Origin of the sequence: Acinetobacter proteolyticus, assembly GCF_000367945.1 — a bacterium.
Taxonomy (GTDB): Bacteria; Pseudomonadota; Gammaproteobacteria; order Pseudomonadales; family Moraxellaceae; genus Acinetobacter; species Acinetobacter proteolyticus.
This window is the reverse complement of record NZ_KB849179.1, coordinates 2,207,843-2,224,214: the sequence shown is the minus strand read 5'-3', so window position 1 is coordinate 2,224,214 and position 16,372 is coordinate 2,207,843. Positions and strand designations below refer to the sequence as shown.

Annotated in this window: 13 protein-coding genes; 8 read left to right on the top strand and 5 right to left on the bottom strand. The window is 39.7% G+C overall.

Annotated elements, in window-relative coordinates; genetic code table 11:
* Window positions 1–315: 315 nt before the first annotated feature.
* Window positions 316–2,544: a TonB-dependent receptor gene (locus F993_RS06735; protein ID WP_004655480.1), complete on the bottom strand. Its 2,229-nt coding sequence runs from the start codon at window positions 2,542–2,544 to the stop codon at window positions 316–318.
* A gap of 415 nt (window positions 2,545–2,959) precedes the next feature.
* On the opposite strand from F993_RS06735, the gene F993_RS06740 reads away from it, so the two are divergent.
* From F993_RS06740 to hxsA, 8 genes are all read left to right on the top strand, one after another.
* Entirely contained in the window at window positions 2,960–3,973 is a 1,014-nt protein-coding gene (locus F993_RS06740; RefSeq protein WP_004655479.1) for a DUF1852 domain-containing protein, read from the top strand.
* Between the two features lie 27 nt (window positions 3,974–4,000).
* Window positions 4,001–5,029, top strand: a complete 1,029-nt coding sequence (locus F993_RS06745; RefSeq protein WP_032812745.1) for a methionine synthase — start codon at window positions 4,001–4,003, stop codon at window positions 5,027–5,029.
* 87 nt (window positions 5,030–5,116) lie between these two features.
* A complete protein-coding gene (locus F993_RS06750; protein ID WP_004655476.1) occupies window positions 5,117–5,608 on the top strand; it encodes a flavin reductase in 492 nt (163 codons plus the stop codon).
* Between the two features lie 607 nt (window positions 5,609–6,215).
* Entirely contained in the window at window positions 6,216–6,767 is a 552-nt protein-coding gene (locus tag F993_RS06755) for a TetR/AcrR family transcriptional regulator (RefSeq protein ID WP_004655474.1), read from the top strand.
* Between the two features lie 349 nt (window positions 6,768–7,116).
* On the top strand, window positions 7,117–7,392 hold the full coding sequence (locus F993_RS06760) for a hypothetical protein (protein WP_004655472.1): 276 nt from the start codon (window positions 7,117–7,119) through the stop codon (window positions 7,390–7,392).
* Window positions 7,361–8,815, top strand: a complete 1,455-nt coding sequence (gene hxsB, locus F993_RS06765) for a His-Xaa-Ser system radical SAM maturase HxsB (protein ID WP_228254118.1) — start codon at window positions 7,361–7,363, stop codon at window positions 8,813–8,815. The genes F993_RS06760 and hxsB overlap by 32 nt, the downstream gene beginning before the upstream one ends.
* Window positions 8,816–8,820: 5 nt before the next feature.
* Window positions 8,821–10,005, top strand: coding sequence for a His-Xaa-Ser system radical SAM maturase HxsC (gene hxsC, locus F993_RS06770; protein WP_004655467.1), 1,185 nt, complete (start codon window positions 8,821–8,823; stop codon window positions 10,003–10,005).
* A 54-nt stretch (window positions 10,006–10,059) separates the two neighbouring features.
* On the top strand, window positions 10,060–10,722 hold the full coding sequence (gene hxsA / locus F993_RS06775; protein WP_032812515.1) for a His-Xaa-Ser repeat protein HxsA: 663 nt from the start codon (window positions 10,060–10,062) through the stop codon (window positions 10,720–10,722).
* Between the two features lie 14 nt (window positions 10,723–10,736).
* Here the strand turns inward: hxsA and F993_RS06780 are convergent, their stop codons facing one another.
* From F993_RS06780 to F993_RS06790, 4 genes are all read right to left on the bottom strand, one after another.
* Complete coding sequence (locus F993_RS06780; protein ID WP_004655463.1) at window positions 10,737–11,615, bottom strand: DUF6685 family protein; 879 nt, start codon at window positions 11,613–11,615, stop codon at window positions 10,737–10,739.
* Window positions 11,616–11,848: 233 nt separating this feature from the next.
* Window positions 11,849–13,132 carry a ribonucleotide-diphosphate reductase subunit beta gene (locus F993_RS06785; RefSeq protein WP_004655461.1) on the bottom strand — a complete coding sequence of 428 codons (1,284 nt, stop codon included), beginning with the start codon at window positions 13,130–13,132 and terminating at the stop codon, window positions 11,849–11,851.
* A 142-nt stretch (window positions 13,133–13,274) separates the two neighbouring features.
* Window positions 13,275–13,406, bottom strand: coding sequence for a hypothetical protein (locus F993_RS20205; RefSeq protein ID WP_004655460.1), 132 nt, complete (start codon window positions 13,404–13,406; stop codon window positions 13,275–13,277).
* Window positions 13,407–13,499: 93 nt separating this feature from the next.
* Window positions 13,500–16,340: a ribonucleoside-diphosphate reductase subunit alpha gene (locus F993_RS06790; RefSeq protein WP_004655459.1), complete on the bottom strand. Its 2,841-nt coding sequence runs from the start codon at window positions 16,338–16,340 to the stop codon at window positions 13,500–13,502.
* Window positions 16,341–16,372: the final 32 nt, after the last annotated feature.

Below are 16,372 nucleotides of genomic sequence, written 5' to 3'. Positions count from 1 at the left end.
ATTTATTGTGTGAAAGTTGTAGAAAGTTCTAGTAAATCTTGGACTTATGGTTTAGAGAGATGAGTCACATTTTAACCGAATTAATGCATAAAAAATCAGTTTTGCTAAAAAATCAAACTGCGACAAGCGTTTAACTTGCTGCTAGCCGAATAGATGCAGCAATCAAATCCACCATCTCGCTCTGACATTGAGGTTGTGACTGCAGGATGGATTCAAGCTAGAAATCCCAATTGATTTTCGGTCTAGTCTTAGGGAATGGGGCAGAAAAATAAACCGTCATGAATGACGGTTTATTTTTTATTGGCGTATTTAAATTTACCACTTATGACTATAAGACACTTTCAGGGTGATGCCATTGGCGAGCAAATGACTGGTATTGTTGCTGTTTCTCATCAGTTGGCTATATAGCGGGTAATATTGTTTGTTAAACATATTTTCGATACCAATGGTCACGCTGTCTTTCTTGTTCAGCGCAAAGCTACTGAGTAAATCAGCGGTGGTATAAGATTTGACATCATAACGTCCAAAGCTATTTACACCATTGAGACGGTAGTCTTCTGCACCAAAATAAGTGGCTTGAATGCGGTTGGTCCACGTATCGGTTGGACTATAAGAAATATAGCCTGTGACTTTTAGCGGTGGGATACGATAACCGGTCATATCTTGCTCGGTATGGGTATTTTGAGGGGTTTCGCGTCCTTTCATCCACGTTACACTTCCACCAGCACCCCAAATTTTATCATCTTCAAGATAATCAAGTGTTGCTTCAACACCGGTCACTTTTTCCTTGGTTCGGGTAAGCACCAGTCCATTATTAAAGGATTGCACACCGCCCAAATCAGAAGTGGAGTGGAACACCGCTAAACTAGAACTAAAATTATTAAAATGACCATTCCAGCCCAGTTCATAATTATCCACTTTTACTGGTTCTAAGAAGGAAGAGCCTAAATCAAAACCTGCCCCAGCATTACGGATGATGACACCGACATCGGGGAGTTGGAAGCCTTGATTAAATGAGGCATAAATCGAGTGTTGGTCGTTTGCTGCAAAAGTTAGATTGGCATTGTAAAGCCACGCGTCTGCTTTGACTTTACCACCTTGAACCGTATAAGGATTGGCTTTGCCGAGTTGAGACAAGGGAATAAAGCTGTCAATTTTGGCATAACTGTCTTCATAACGTGTGCCGACTTCTGCTGACCATTGGTCATTGAAACGGTGCTTCAATTGCGCAAATCCACCGATACTTTGCGTGGTGAGCTCAGGTAAATAAATCAGTTTGCCATTTTTGACAAATTCCAGACCACCTGATTGGTCATAAATTTGCGGGTCGAAGGTATCTAAGGGCATTTCACTTTTTTCACGGCTGAAATCACCGCCCCAAACCAGTGAAGTGTCGCCTAAAAATTCAAGCGGTGTATTCACGGTTAAACGGCTGCCCAGCACATTATTTTCTTGATAGACCTGATCGACTTGCCCGCCACGGGTCGCGACTTTACGCGCATCAAAGGGTGCAAAGCGGGTAAAAAAGTCCCGATAATACAATTGCGCATCAACTTTATTACCGAAGAAATCTTGATGGCTATAGGTCAAATTGTAGATCTGATTTTCGTTTTTATTTTGGTCTTTTAACTTGAGCCCCTTGATTGCTTTCGCAGGGACAGTTCCTGCAGGCAGTTGCGCCACACTTGGATCGGAGGCATAGTCTGAGTCTTGTTCAGCATTATAATAATTTGCTGCAAACTGAAGATATTGATTGTCATCCAGATGATAGCCAAGTTTAGTCCCGATGCTATAGGCATCTGCATCAAACAGATCACCTTGACTTGGTTCAGGCGCAACCCGTCTGCCACGCGCATCGTATGGACTGCCAATCCGTTGATACCCAAAGTCTAAGGCATAGTCGAAGTTATTCAGGCTGCCAGAAAAATATTGATGGATGTCGCCACTTAAGGCATCGGAACGAAAATTGGTTAGGCCAGATTGCAGTCCAATCACTGTTTTCGCACTCGGTTCGCCGCCAGCCGCTTTGGTTGTAATCGAAATGGTTCCACCAGCTGCGCCACTGCCATAGATGGCATTACTGCCTCGGATCACTTCGATGCTGCTAATACTTTCGGGATCAATCGCAGAAAGACCTCTTGAGGTATCTCGGGTCAAATTCATGGGTACACCATCGACCAAGATCAACGCATTACGGCCACGTAAAGTTTGTCCATAATCAGTAATGGTACGACTTGAATCCGATAAGCCTGGAACGATTTTGGCGAGAACGGTCGCAATATTGCCAGAAGATGCATTTTTTAATAGCTCAATCTGTGTTTCATCGAGCTTGGTGACTTGTTTGGCTGAGGAAGACAATTCATCTGCACGAGAAGCGGTAATGCTAATGGTCGGAAGCACTTCCGAGGATTTATCTGGATTGGTCACCTCTGTTGGCGTTACTGCAAAAGATGAATTTGAAAATAAAATAAATCCACCAAAAGATAACAGGGGAATGAGCGGTCTGGCTGCTTTTTTTCGATTAAATACACGGTCTTTTTTCATCTTATGTCCCTTGATCTCAGCCTGAGATTGCTTTTAAATTGGCCTGAATTATAGTTGAGAATGATAGCTATTTACAGCCTGAACAATAAATAAATTCAGTTTGTTATGTGCAGTATTCTGCTTCGTCAGCGCTGTGATTTTGTATGGCTATTCAGTGGATTTTGACCATATTGCGTGTAGAGATGTATCTGATGGCATCGATCCATCTTAGCTCTCGATTCTCTTGGCATTGCCCATCCGAAAATGTGGCTTGCAGCGCTGATGCTGAATCATTTTCATCTCAGCAAATTTCTAAACATGAATTTCATTCATTTTAGACTTAGATTAAATCATTTTTATTCATCTCTTGATTACGGTATAAATCACTCTATACAGAAATTCAGATTTATCTCAGAAATTAGGGTGGCGGATTAAAATGAGTAGCGCATTTAATTTTACGATCAAGAGTATTCGTTTTGATGAGAACTATTACCCATCAGAAAATACCCGTATTACAACCAACTTTGCCAATTTGGCTCGTGGTCAAAGCCGCCAAGAAAATCTGCGTAATACCCTAAAAATGATCGACAATCGTTTCAATACCTTGGCGCATTGGGATAATCCAGAAGGGGATCGTTATGCGGTCGAGCTTGAGATTATTTCTGTTGAGATGAAGGTTGAAGCGGGCACTGATAGCAATGCATTGCCTTTGATTGAAATTTTAAAAACCAATATTGTCGATAAAAAAACCAATGAACGGATTGAAGGTATTGTGGGCAATAACTTCTCTTCTTATGTACGTGATTATGATTTCAGTGTGCTATTGCTTGAGCATAATAAAAACCAGTCTGGATTTAGCACACCAGAGAACTTCGGCGACTTACATGGCAACTTGTTTAAGAGCTTTATTGAGTCAGAGACTTACAAGGCAAACTTTAAAAAACCGCCTGTGATCTGCCTCAGTGTTTCCAGCAGCAAGGTCTATCAACGTACTGAAAACCAACATCCAGTATTGGGGACGGAATATCTGCAAGATGAATATTCATTAACGGATGAGTATTTCCAGAAAATGGGCTTAAAAGTGCGTTATTTCATGCCGCCAAATAGTGTTGCGCCGTTGGCCTTCTACTTCTCTGGTGATTTGTTGGCGGATTACAGCAATCTAGAATTGATCAGCACCATCAGCACCATGGAAAGCTTCCAGAAGATTTACCGTCCTGAAATTTACAATGCCAATTCAGTGGCAGGCAAATCGTATCAACCAAGTTTGAGCAACCAAGATTATTCACTGACGCGCATTGTATATGACCGAGAAGAACGTAGTCGTTTGGCGATTGAGCAAGGCAAATTTGTTGAAGAACAATTTATCAAACCTTATCAAAACATTCTGGAACAGTGGTCTGCCAGTTATACAGCACAAAGCAACTCGCAAAAAAGTTACGCGCACTAATTTATTGAAAATATAAGGTTATTGATGATGAAAAGATTATTACCAACGTCGACTGCGGGTAGCTTACCGAAACCGTCTTGGCTGGCAGAGCCTGAAAAGCTTTGGTCACCGTGGAAACTACAAGAGCAGGGTTTGATTGAAGGTAAACAGGATGCACTGCGTTTGTCTTTGCATGAACAGCAAGTGGCAGGGATTGATATTGTCAGTGATGGCGAGCAAACCCGTCAGCACTTTGTGACGACATTTATTGAGCATCTTACCGGTGTCGATTTTGAGAAACGTGAAACGGTGCGTATTCGTAATCGTTATGATGCCAGTGTTCCGACTGTAGTTGGTGCGGTATCGCGTCAAAAGCCTGTTTTTGTTGAAGATGCCAAGTTCTTACGTCAGCAAACCAATCAACCAATCAAATGGGCGTTGCCAGGCCCAATGACCATGATTGATACGCTGTATGATGCACATTATAAAAGTCGTGAAAAATTGGCGTGGGAATTTGCCAAAATCCTGAATGAAGAAGCCAAAGAGTTAGAAGCGGCGGGCGTGGATATTATCCAATTCGATGAACCTGCTTTTAACGTGTTCTTTGATGAAGTAAATGACTGGGGTGTGGCGACTTTAGAGCGTGCGCTTGAAGGTTTGAAATGTGAAACGGCGGTGCACATTTGCTATGGTTACGGCATCAAAGCCAATACCGACTGGAAAAAGACCCTTGGTTCAGAATGGCGTCAATATGAAGAGGCTTTTCCAAAGTTACAGCAATCAAAACTTGATATCATCTCACTGGAATGTCACAACTCGCGTGTGCCGATGGATCTGATTGAATTGATTCGCGGTAAAAAGGTGATGGTGGGTGCGATTGACGTGGCGAGCAATACGGTTGAAACGCCAGAAGAAGTAGCCGATACCTTACGTAAAGCACTTCAGTTTGTCGATGCAGATAAGCTCTATCCATCAACCAACTGTGGTATGGCACCTTTGGCGCGTGATGTTGCACGTGGCAAGCTGAATGCTTTAAGTGCAGGTGCGGAAATTATTCGTCAAGAACTGCAAGGCTAAAATGCACTGATGTTATGAGGTAGAAAGGGCGAGTATGTGCGCCCTTGATACCACCGCAAAGCTCGGGTTTAATTGAGGTATAAAGTGATGGTTGAAGCAACAGATTTTAGAGATGCAATGTCTTTACTCACCAGTGCGGTTAGTGTGATTACCACCACAGGCATGTCTGGTCGTTTTGGCTTTACTGCATCTGCTGTATGTAGCGTCACTGATACGCCTCCGACATTATTGGTGTGTATGAATCGGGCATCGAGTTCGCATGTGCATTTCGTTGACAATAAAATCTTAAGTGTGAATGTGTTAAGTGCAGATCATCAACATATTTCGAAAGCCTTTTCGTCTAAGTTAAGTCCAGAAGAACGTTTTAAACATGGTACTTGGTCAGCGTTGGAAACAGGTGCGCCGGTTTTGGATGATGCCTTGGTGAATTTCGATTGCGAGATTGATCAGATTCAGGAAGTGGGAACGCATACGATTTTTATTTGTCGTATTGTGGCAGTTCAACAAAGTGGGCATGATCAAAGTTTGGTATATTTTAATCGTGCTTATCACCAAGTGGGGCAAACTGAAGTCGCTTAAAGCAGGATGCTTTAAGCCGATTGGCTGATTATTAAAATACATTTATATCATAATTTAAAAATAATAAATAATTTAATCAATTGAAAAATAATAATAAAATTACTTTGGCCCAAAGTGTAAGATTGACACCCTTAAACTCACCGCTTATTCTTTAAGCGCTGGCCTACATCGCCAGCCGGTTTTGACAGACCGTTTCCTAAGTGCATTGAAAAACCTCGTTTTTTTGATGTAGACTCGTTCGTCCCCCTTTTGTAGCGGTAGGGCGAAAGGGGGACGCCTTCGGGCGTGCTGATTCTTAGGTTCAGTCTGTCAACCCTCTTTCTCCCTGCCACCATAATCTTTATGTCTTGGCAGTATTCCGAATTTTGTAGGAGTTGGCCATGCACTGTATTTTTATTCTTCTTCATTAGTCTTTGACGCCGTTTGATTGCCTTTAGGCTTTTCAAGCGCTGCTTTGTCACAACTAAAAATCATATCAACAATAAAACTTGAGATGCGCTCAGGCCGTCTTAGCGGGTCTTTGCATGCCTTTTTTGCTTATTGCAGCATAAATGGCCGCTTGATCGGGTTATGCAACAACAAAAAATTATTCAATCATGGAAATGATATGCCACCTTTTGCTTTGACTTATCGTGCTTTAAAAGTCTTGGATACCTCGCAAACGCTGTTTAACCAAGATGGCTTTCATCATGTTGGGGTCGACCTGATTATTGATGCGTCACAAATTGCCAAAGGCACGTTTTATAAATACTTTCACTCCAAAGAGCATTTGGTTGAAATGACGCTGAGCTTGCAGAGAACGGCACTCAAGAAAGAAGTCCGCTCAATTCTGTATGCCAATAAAAATCTATCGGGGCGTGAAAGGCTGAAACGGATTTTCTTTCTGCATGCCGATCTAGAAGGGATGTACCATCTATTATTTAGAGCAGTTTTTGAAATTAAAGCACGTTATCCAAAGGCATATGAGATCGTGGTGGAGTACCGAAACTGGTTGATTCGTGAAATTTATATGTTGTTGGCAAGGACGGATATCCATGCTGCCAAAGCAGATGCACAGATGTTTTTGTTTGTGGTGGACGGGGCAATGGTACAGTTGTTGAGTGGGAATAAAGTGGATAAAGGGAAGTTGTTGGAAGGGTGGTTAGTGGGGGTGGGGTAGGAGGAAGCTGGTGGTAATCTGTTTCTATTATGCGGATGGTATTGTATGCTGAAGTTGTATTTTAAAGCCCAGCAGGTCAGTTAATTAAAAAAATTTGGGAATTTTAATTTCATTATACTTTTATATAACTAGTATGGCTTTTTAATAAATGATGAAATAGGAGTTATTTCTAAATATAGTTTTATTTTTAAAATTTTGCTAAAAAACCTTATAATAAATAAGATCTTGTTTTGAAGTGAATCTATTCTATAATATAACTGCAACTATAACTCTATAGTGCTAATTGTGGTAGATATTAAATATTGATAGAAATAAATTTCAGTGAATTTATCGACTTAAAGGGGCTAGTATGGGGACTCAGACGCTAATTCAATTTGGTTTTGATGTTTATTATGAGATGTCATTAGATGAAGTAGTACAGGCATTGAAATTTTGTCCCCTTAAGTATGAGATAAAGCAATTAGATACTCATAATTTCTTTTTCACAGTTGAAGATGCTGAACAAAAAAAAGTAATTCTTAATTTTCTTAGTGATTACAAATTACGTCAAGAGCTAAGTCAAAAAATCAGTCTTCAACAGAAATCTTTTGTAGATGCAATCATCATGGCGAGTATTAGTAAATAAAATGCTTTTTAAAAATGTTGAATTATTACCATTTAATTTTAAACGAATGGAAAATGAGAAATATCTCATAACTAGTGTGACGGGGGATTTTGAGTTTATTTCTAGAGAAAATTTTAAAAAAATAATTGCTAAAGATGAATCTTTAGATATGGCTCTTTATCTGAACTTGAAATCTAAATTCTTCCTGATGAGTCAAAATGCTATTGGTTCAAAACGAGCTTTAATTTCAAGGTTACATGCAAAAAAATCAACAATTTTAGAAGGAACTTCACTCCATATTATTGTTGTGACGATTCAATGTATGCACTCATGTTCTTACTGCCAAGTCAGTCGTCAACATGCAGGAGATGAGTTCACTATTTCCAGAAAAAATTTACTCTTGGCGTGTGATACCATCTTTGAAAGTACATCAGATACTTTAACAGTTGAATTCCAAGGGGGAGATCCTTTAATCAAATATGATTTAGTAAAACTTGCGATTGACTACATTACTAAAAAAAATAATGAGCACAATAGATCTATTCGTTTTGTAGTAACTACAACATTGCACCAATTAACCTCTGAAATGTGCTTATTTTTCAAAGAACATCAAGTGGTATTGTCTACAAGTATCGACGGTCTTGCAGACTTGCATAATAAAAATAGACCGATTGCTAATCGAGATGCTTATGAAAGAACTATTACAGGCTTAGAGCTAGCTCGTAAAGAATTAGGTCAAGACTCGGTTTCTGCATTAATGACTACTACACGTAAAAGCTTGGATTATCCTAATGAAATTGTGGATGCATATGTTAAATTAGGATTTAAGGATATTTTTATCCGTAGTTTGAGTGATTATGGATTTGCAAAGAAAAACTCAAAGCGACTTGCACCAACTCACGCTGAGTTCTTAGATTTTTATGAGAAAGCATTGGAGCGTGTTATCCATTGGAATGATAAAGGATATGAACTAATAGAAGTTCATTCCGCAATCTTATTAAACAAAATCCTTTCTCCATTTGACCACGGTTATATTGATCTCCAGAGTCCATCAGGCGCAGGACTGGGGTGTATTGTTTATAACTATGATGGATACGTATATCCTAGTGATGAATCTCGTATGCTAAAAGAAACAGGGGATATTTCTTTACGTTTAGGTAGAATTGGTGAGCCTTTATCTGAATTGTTAAGCTCTGATCTACAAAGAAATATCATTACTTCGAGTTTGAATTTCAATGATCCAAGTTGTAGTCAATGTGCTTATCTACCGTATTGTGGGCCTGATCCAATTAGTGCTTATAACGAATTTAGAACGATGACTCCACCTACCCATTTAACTAGTCATTGTAAGCGTTACATGGGTTTGTTCGATTTGATATTTAATAAGTACCAAAATTCTGAAAAGTTTAGAAAGTTAGCAAACCAGTGGGCCTTTAGTAAGTAGATAAGATGAGAAAAATAAAGCTAGACTCAGTCACAAAACATACTCCACAAATCTTTAGGGTACTTAGTCTTGATAATTTGGATGTAGAGTGGTTACCTAATCAATCTATTCTAGTGCCAGTTACTAATGTCCAGGAAGTCGAGATTTTTGATCGATATATTCAGGCAGGATTAGACAATCTTTATTCAATTTATAGTCCAGACTTGCTTGATAAGGTTGGTGCAAACAATCTCTTTATTCCAGAACAACAAGTACTAAAATCAAATGATGTGGTTACTATTGACCCATATAAAAAGAATCTAAGTGTACTTTTGAGAGCAAGTGATACTCATCATACTTTATTTTTAACCAACAGATGCAATAACTACTGCATCATGTGCTCTCAACCACCAACTAAGCATGATGATTCATGGTTGGTACGACAAGCATTAGAAATTATTGATCATCTTAGCTATGAACCGATGAATATTGGCTTAACGGGTGGTGAGCCATTACTACTAGATACACAGTTAAGATTAATCATCGATACTATTCATAATAAATTTCCTTCAATCGTAATTGATGTACTAACGAATGGTCGCTTGTTTAGTAATCCTAAGATAGCGGAATCAGTGTTATCTAATCTTGAAACGAAAGTGAATTGGCTTATCCCACTATATGGTCATGCAGATCTCTTACATGATTTTGTAGTGCAGCAACATTCGGCTTTTGAAGAAACATTAGAAGGTCTTTATGTCCTCCAGCATTACGAACAACCGATACAATTAAGAATTGTTTTGGTTAAGCCTGTATTAGAGAAATTAATTGATCTCTGTACTTATATACGAACCAACCTTCCATTTGTGAATGAGGTCGCTCTGATTGGCTGTGAACCTATAGGTTTTGCATTGGCTAATAAAGAATTGAGTCAAGTTGATATCAAAGAGTGGTGGGAAGAACTGATAATTGCAATAAATGTATTGGTAAACTCAAAAATCCGTTTAGTACTAATGAATATTCCTTTGTGTTGCTTACCTGAATCTTTATGGGAATTTTCTGCTAAAAGTATTTCAGATTGGAAAAATACTTATGATAAAGTTTGTGAAAATTGTGATGTAAAGAAAAAATGTTGTGGTTTATTTACTTGGTATCAAAATGGCTGGGCACCATCTGCTCTGAATCCTATAAAACTTGTTGATAAACAAGGTTAAACGCTTGCATAATATAAAATTTTAATAACAATATATTTTTTAGTGGGGTGGTGTTTGAGTAAATTTATAAAATCATTAGCTGTTTTTGCTGCATCGGCACCAGTTATTAATAATAAAGCAGCCGCAGCAATTAATACTAATGTGGATTCTTATGAAAATTTAGAACCAGTTTCTATACGTCCTTTAAATTATGAATATGAAAACATGTTTGCAGGTCATAGAAGTCATTCAAGCCATAGAAGTCATTCAAGTCATTACTCTGGCTCGGGATATTCAGGTTATTCCAGTTCAAGAACACCTGTTTATTCTGTACCAAGCTATACTCCACCGAGTTATTCAAGCTCGAACTCAACTAGTTCTTCAGGTACATCCTCATCTTCAAATAGAAATAGTTCGAATATAACTGTAAAAACTTACTCAAATGTTCCAACTAAAACAGATACTCCAGTTAATAATTATTATGGAACTAACTTAAATACGAGTGCACCCTCATCATCAGAAGATCCAATCTTAATGCAGGTTATGCAGATCAAGCGGGTACAAGTAGCCTTGTTACAATTAGGATACTATTCTGGGAAAATTGATGGTGATCTAGGTAAAAATACACGTAAAGCTATTGCTAACTACCAAGTTGATAAAAACCTATCAATTAATGGTCGGATGACAACTGAGCTTTTGAACAGCTTGGGAATTTCTGCAGTTAATTATTATGAATAGTAATGCAAAATATTTTATAATTTATCTCTTAATAGGTCTCTAATTAAATTATTTTTGTGAAACTTTTTGTTTAGCTGAGCTCTTAGTAGAAAGTTTTTGTATGATTTTTCTAAAAAATATATTCTTATATTAAAGCAATCGAAATGTGCATGTGAAAGTGAGTAAATAGTACATCTTTCTGAAAGTATTAAACAAAAAGATTTTTGATTTTCACAAATATTATCCATTGTAATAGAGATTTCTCTATCAGATTTTTCAATAATGAGATATATAGCGTAATTTTTTAATAATTCTTGTAAGGATTCTTGATTTATTTGGTATTTAGTTAGTTGTTCAATGTAAGGTATTTTAAGCTGTGGATTTTGGGTGCAAATATTGGCAATATTTCCAATTCTATGATTGCCATCGCTATTACTAACCATTAGACCTTTGTGCCAGCTTCTTTTAATAAATCCAGACACTCCATTTAATTTCCCATCCTTATTGAAACACTCTTTTAGATGTTTTACTTCAGTTTTATGTATGTGTTCATCCCCTGAATTTGAAATAGTTGCCAATTTCCACCAGTTAACTAAATCACAAGCTTGAGTAAAGTTGAAGTGTTTGGCGCTTTTACCTCCACATATATACTTAACTTCCGAAAGATCTAATTCACATTGACTTATTGTTTCCTTGTGAATCAATCTTTTTAATATGTCACGAAATTTTTTTATAGTTAGTGAATCTGATTTATAGGTTTCAAATATATGATTCCAAGTTTTATCCTGTTCGACTTGAGATAAGTCATCCAAATTTAAAAGAGAGCCACTATGTCCATGATTGTCATTTAGCCAATAATTAGTACAAAAAAGTAAATTTTCTTGATATTTATTAATAATTGTCTTGCTGAACATTTGGTGAAATTCCAGTTATGGTCATCAAACCTACTTTAAATGTATTTAAATTAATATTTTGAGTAGGGTTGATTCTATTTTTATTGGGTTAATTTTGAGATGTAAAATATCTTTTTGATTAGCCATTTAAAATGTAGAAAACGACTTTAAGGCTCAAAGCTAGATTAAAAAGATGATATAAAAAAGGGCTGCCATTGGTAGCCCTTTTTTAACTGCGTATTTATTCTATTGACTTACCAGCTTAACGCACCACCAGTTTGGTAATCCGTTACACGCGTTTCAAAGAAGTTCTTCTCTTTACGCAAGTCCATCATCTCAGACATCCAGCCAAACGGGTTGGTTACACCAGCAAACTGCTCAGGTAAACCAAGTTGTGCTAAACGACGGTTACAGATGAACTTCAAGTATTCTTCCATCATGCTTGCATTCATACCCAATACACCACGTGGCATGGTGTCACGCGCATATTCGATCTCAAGCATGGTGCCCTCAAGAATCATTTGAATCACTTCTTCTTGGAACTCAGCCGTCCACAAATGTGGGTTCTCGATCTTGATCTGGTTGATCATGTCGATACCGAAGTTCAAGTGCATAGACTCATCACGCAAAATGTACTGGAACTGCTCAGCAACACCATTCATCTTGTTACGACGACCCATACTCAAGATTTGAGTAAAGCCACAGTAGAAGAAGATCCCTTCAAGAACGCAATAGAACGCGATCAAGTTACGCAATAAACGTTGGTCGTTTTCAGGCGTACCAGTGTTGAACGTCGGATCACTTAAAGATTGAGTATACTTCAAGCCCCACGATGCTTTACGCGCAACACTTGGAATCTCGCGGTACATGTTGAAGACTTCGCCTTCGTCCATACCCAAAGATTCGATACAGTATTGATAAGCATGGGTGTGAATCGCTTCTTCAAACGCTTGACGCAAGATGTACTGACGGCATTCAGGGTTAGTAATATGACGGTAGATCGCCAATACCAAGTTGTTTGCAACCAATGAGTCCGCAGTCGAGAAGAAACCCAAAGAACGCATGATGATGGTACGCTCATCTTCAGTTAAGCCATTTTCAGACTTCCAAAGCGCGATATCATGGTTCATGTTGACTTCTTGTGGCATCCAGTGGTTTGCACACCCGTCAAGATACTTCTGCCAAGCCCACTCATATTTAAACGGAACAAGCTGGTTTAAGTCTGCGCGACAGTTGATCATCGCTTTATCATCAACCTGTACACGCTGTGCACCCATCTCAAGCTCTTCCAAGCCCGGTGCAGCATCTAGGTGTTCTAAGGCAGCAGATGCTCGTGCCAACGAATCGGTTGGATTTGTTGATCGCACGGAATTGGTTCCAGCGGGTTGTGCAGCTGCCACGCGCGGCGATGATTGCTCTGAATCAGATACCACTTGCGTATTAACCGTTTTTTGCGTGTCGATGGGCGCAGACTTGTGTTCAGGTGCAGTCGGTTTTTGCGAATCATCTTCAAAATCGTCCCAACTAAGGATAGACATATCAATTCTCTCTTCGTTGCTTTATATCTTTTATTTAGACATCTCAAGCAAGGAGATGCCCTACTATACGCTCAATTTGTGTAAGCAAAATTAAGTTTTATTGATTGAGTTTTAAAAAGTGACCAATGGACACTGACAATCCCTAAGACTTATTTTGATTACGCTGTTGTCTACGTATTTTAAAAAATGCGTAAACGAGGGGGATATAAAACACTAGAAAGGCACAAATCAGAACAATCACACCAAATTGATAATTATGACTGAGATGGAACATGATCGATGCCTCTATAGAAACCTCTCTTGCGACGCTTTAGTCGCTCATCACCTCTCCTAAAAGGAGAGGGAATTTATGCAGAGAGGAATAAAATTACTGACAAGCTTCGCAGTCTGGATTGTCAATTGAACACGCCATTGGCACTGGTGCTGCTGTCGTGAAACCATCTTCTTCAACCGCAGTTTCAGGTTTCTTCTCAGCCACAACTGCTGCTGTTGCTGCAACTACAGGCGCTTCAACTGATGCTGGTTTAACTGCATTCAGTGCACCCGTATTGATGGTTGATTTCTCAGCCGATGTTGCACCTAAAGCTCGGAGGTAATATGTGGTTTTAAGACCACGTAACCATGCCATCTTATAGGTGATGTCAAGTTTTTTACCATTCGCGCCAGCGATGTAAAGGTTCAATGACTGTGCTTGGTCGATCCATTTTTGACGACGTGACGCAGCATCAACGATCCAGCGAGTATCCACTTCAAATGCAGTCGCGAAGATTGCTTTTAATTCTTCAGGAATACGCGCAATCTTTTGCACTGAACCTTCGAAGTGTTTCAGGTCATTGACCATTACCGTATCCCAAAGACCACGTTCTTTTAATGCACGAACAAGGTAAGGGTTGATCACGGTGAATTCACCAGAAAGGTTCGATTTCACATACAAGTTCTGGAATGTTGGCTCAATCGATTGAGACACGCCACAAATGTTAGAGATGGTTGCAGTCGGTGCAATTGCCATCACATTTGAGTTACGCATACCGTCTTTTTGAACTTTAGTACGTAATGCATCCCAGTCTAAACGTTGAGTACGATCCACTTCGAACATGCGCTCTGGACGTGATTTTGCAACGATTTCTAAAGAGTCGATTGGCAAGATCCCTTGATCCCACAATGAACCTTTGAATGTTGAATAAGCACCACGTTCAAGCGCAAGGTTGCTTGAGGTTTCGATTGCGTAGTAGCTGATCACTTCCATTGATTCATCGGCGAAATCAACCGCTGCATCTGAACCATAAGCAAGATTCATTTCATACAATGCATCTTGGAAGCCCATGATTCCCATACCGACAGGGCGGTGCTTCAAGTTTGAGTTCTTCGCTTGTGGCACGGCATAGTAGTTAATGTCGATCACGTTATCGAGCATACGCACCGCAGTTTTCACTGTACGCGCAAGTTTCTCACGATCTAATACGCCACCTTGAACGTGTTGTACAAGGTTGATCGAACCTAAGTTACACACCGCGATTTCATCTTGGTTGGTGTTCAGCGTGATTTCTGTACACAAGTTCGAAGAGTGAACCACGCCCACGTGTTGTTGTGGTGAACGTAAGTTACATACGTCTTTGAATGTGATCCACGGGTGACCAGTTTCGAACAACATCGAAAGCATTTTGCGCCATAAGTCTTTGGCACGGACTTTCTTATGCAGCATGTTTTCTTGTTTTGCGACTGCTTCGTAGTGCGCATAACGCTCAGCAAATTCAGCACCAGTTAAATCATGCAGGTCTGGTGTTTCAGAAGGGGTGAACAAGGTCCATTCAGCATCTTCAAATACACGTTGCATGAACAAGTCAGGCACCCAGTTCGCTGTGTTCATGTCGTGGGTACGACGACGGTCATCACCAGTGTTTTTACGTAGCTCTAGGAATTCTTCAACATCCAAGTGCCAAGTTTCAAGGTATGCACACACTGCACCTTTACGCTTACCACCTTGGTTTACCGCAACGGCTGTATCGTTGGCAACTTTAAGGAATGGAACCACACCTTGAGATTTACCGTTGGTGCCTTTGATATATGAGTTCAAGGCACGAACTGGTGTCCAGTCATTACCTAAACCGCCTGCCCATTTAGACAACATTGCGTTATCACGCATTGCGCCATAAATGTCGTACAGGTCATCACCGATGGTGGTCAAGTAACAGCTTGATAATTGCGGACGCAAAGTACCTGAGTTAAATAGGGTTGGTGTAGACGCCATGTAGTCGAAGCTAGACAATAAGTCATAGAATTCGATTGCACGGTCTTCTTTATTTTCTTCGTTAAGTGCCAGACCCATCGACACACGCATAAAGAATAATTGGGGTAATTCAAAACGCACGCCATTTGAATGGATAAAGTAACGGTCAAATAAAGTTTGTAGACCTAAGTAAGTAAACTGGTTTGAGCGTTCTGGTTTGATCGCAGCAGCCAATTTAGCAAGGTCAAAGTTCAACAAGTCTTCAGAAAGCAGGTCAAGCTCGATCCCTTTCTTTAAGAAAGTTTCTAAAGCATCGCCTTCCAAGGTTTCTGCAGGCAGACCCAAGAACTCTAAACCTGTGCTGACCAATTCGCTACTGAGTAAACGTGCAGTCACATAGGTATAGTTTGGCTCTTGTTCGATACGGGTACGCGTTGCCATCATCATGGTGGTCGCGATATCGCTTTCTTTTACGCCGTTGTATAGGTTCTTTACGGTTTCATCAAGGATGGCTTGAACATCAATCCCTTCTAGACCTTCACTTGCAGTTTCAATCGTTGCGGTAAGCGCATCCAAATCCAACGGTTGGAGCTGACCATTGGCATCTGTAATTTGTAGGGTCGGGTGATGGTTCGCACCAGTTTGCTGACGAGCACTTGCGCGTTGGTCACGATAAATCACATAGGCACGCGCAACTTTTTGCTCGCCTGTGCGCATCAATGCCAATTCAACTTGGTCTTGAATTTCTTCGATATGAATCGTGCCACCAGAAGGCAAACGACGATTAAATGTGTTCATAACCATTTCTGTCAGTTGCGTGATACGGTCATGGATACGACTTGAATCAGTACCTTGTTGACCTTCAACTGCTAAAAATGCTTTCCCAATCGCAACAGAAATTTTCTCGGCATTAAATGTCGCAATCTCACCGGTGCGCTTAATGACCTGAAGTTGGCCAGGAGTAGAAGTGATGATGCTCATGTCAGCATAGCTCCATTATCATCTATTTTTAT

Excerpts from the sequence above, each read along its gene's own strand:
- F993_RS06755 (WP_004655474.1), top strand. The coding sequence starts at position 6,216 with ATGCCACCTTTTGCTTTGACTTATCGTGCTTTAAAAGTCTTGGATACC.
- F993_RS06780 (WP_004655463.1), bottom strand. The coding sequence starts at position 11,615 with ATGTTCAGCAAGACAATTATTAATAAATATCAAGAAAATTTACTTTTT.
- F993_RS06790 (WP_004655459.1), bottom strand. The coding sequence starts at position 16,340 with ATGAGCATCATCACTTCTACTCCTGGCCAACTTCAGGTCATTAAGCGC.
- F993_RS06745 (WP_032812745.1), top strand. The coding sequence starts at position 4,001 with ATGAAAAGATTATTACCAACGTCGACTGCGGGTAGCTTACCGAAACCG.
- hxsC (WP_004655467.1), top strand. The coding sequence starts at position 8,821 with ATGAGAAAAATAAAGCTAGACTCAGTCACAAAACATACTCCACAAATC.
- F993_RS06740 (WP_004655479.1), top strand. The coding sequence starts at position 2,960 with ATGAGTAGCGCATTTAATTTTACGATCAAGAGTATTCGTTTTGATGAG.
- hxsB (WP_228254118.1), top strand. The coding sequence starts at position 7,361 with ATGCAATCATCATGGCGAGTATTAGTAAATAAAATGCTTTTTAAAAAT.
- F993_RS20205 (WP_004655460.1), bottom strand. The coding sequence starts at position 13,406 with ATGTTCCATCTCAGTCATAATTATCAATTTGGTGTGATTGTTCTGATT.
- F993_RS06785 (WP_004655461.1), bottom strand. The coding sequence starts at position 13,132 with ATGTCTATCCTTAGTTGGGACGATTTTGAAGATGATTCGCAAAAACCG.
- F993_RS06760 (WP_004655472.1), top strand. The coding sequence starts at position 7,117 with ATGGGGACTCAGACGCTAATTCAATTTGGTTTTGATGTTTATTATGAG.
- F993_RS06750 (WP_004655476.1), top strand. The coding sequence starts at position 5,117 with ATGGTTGAAGCAACAGATTTTAGAGATGCAATGTCTTTACTCACCAGT.
- F993_RS06735 (WP_004655480.1), bottom strand. The coding sequence starts at position 2,544 with ATGAAAAAAGACCGTGTATTTAATCGAAAAAAAGCAGCCAGACCGCTC.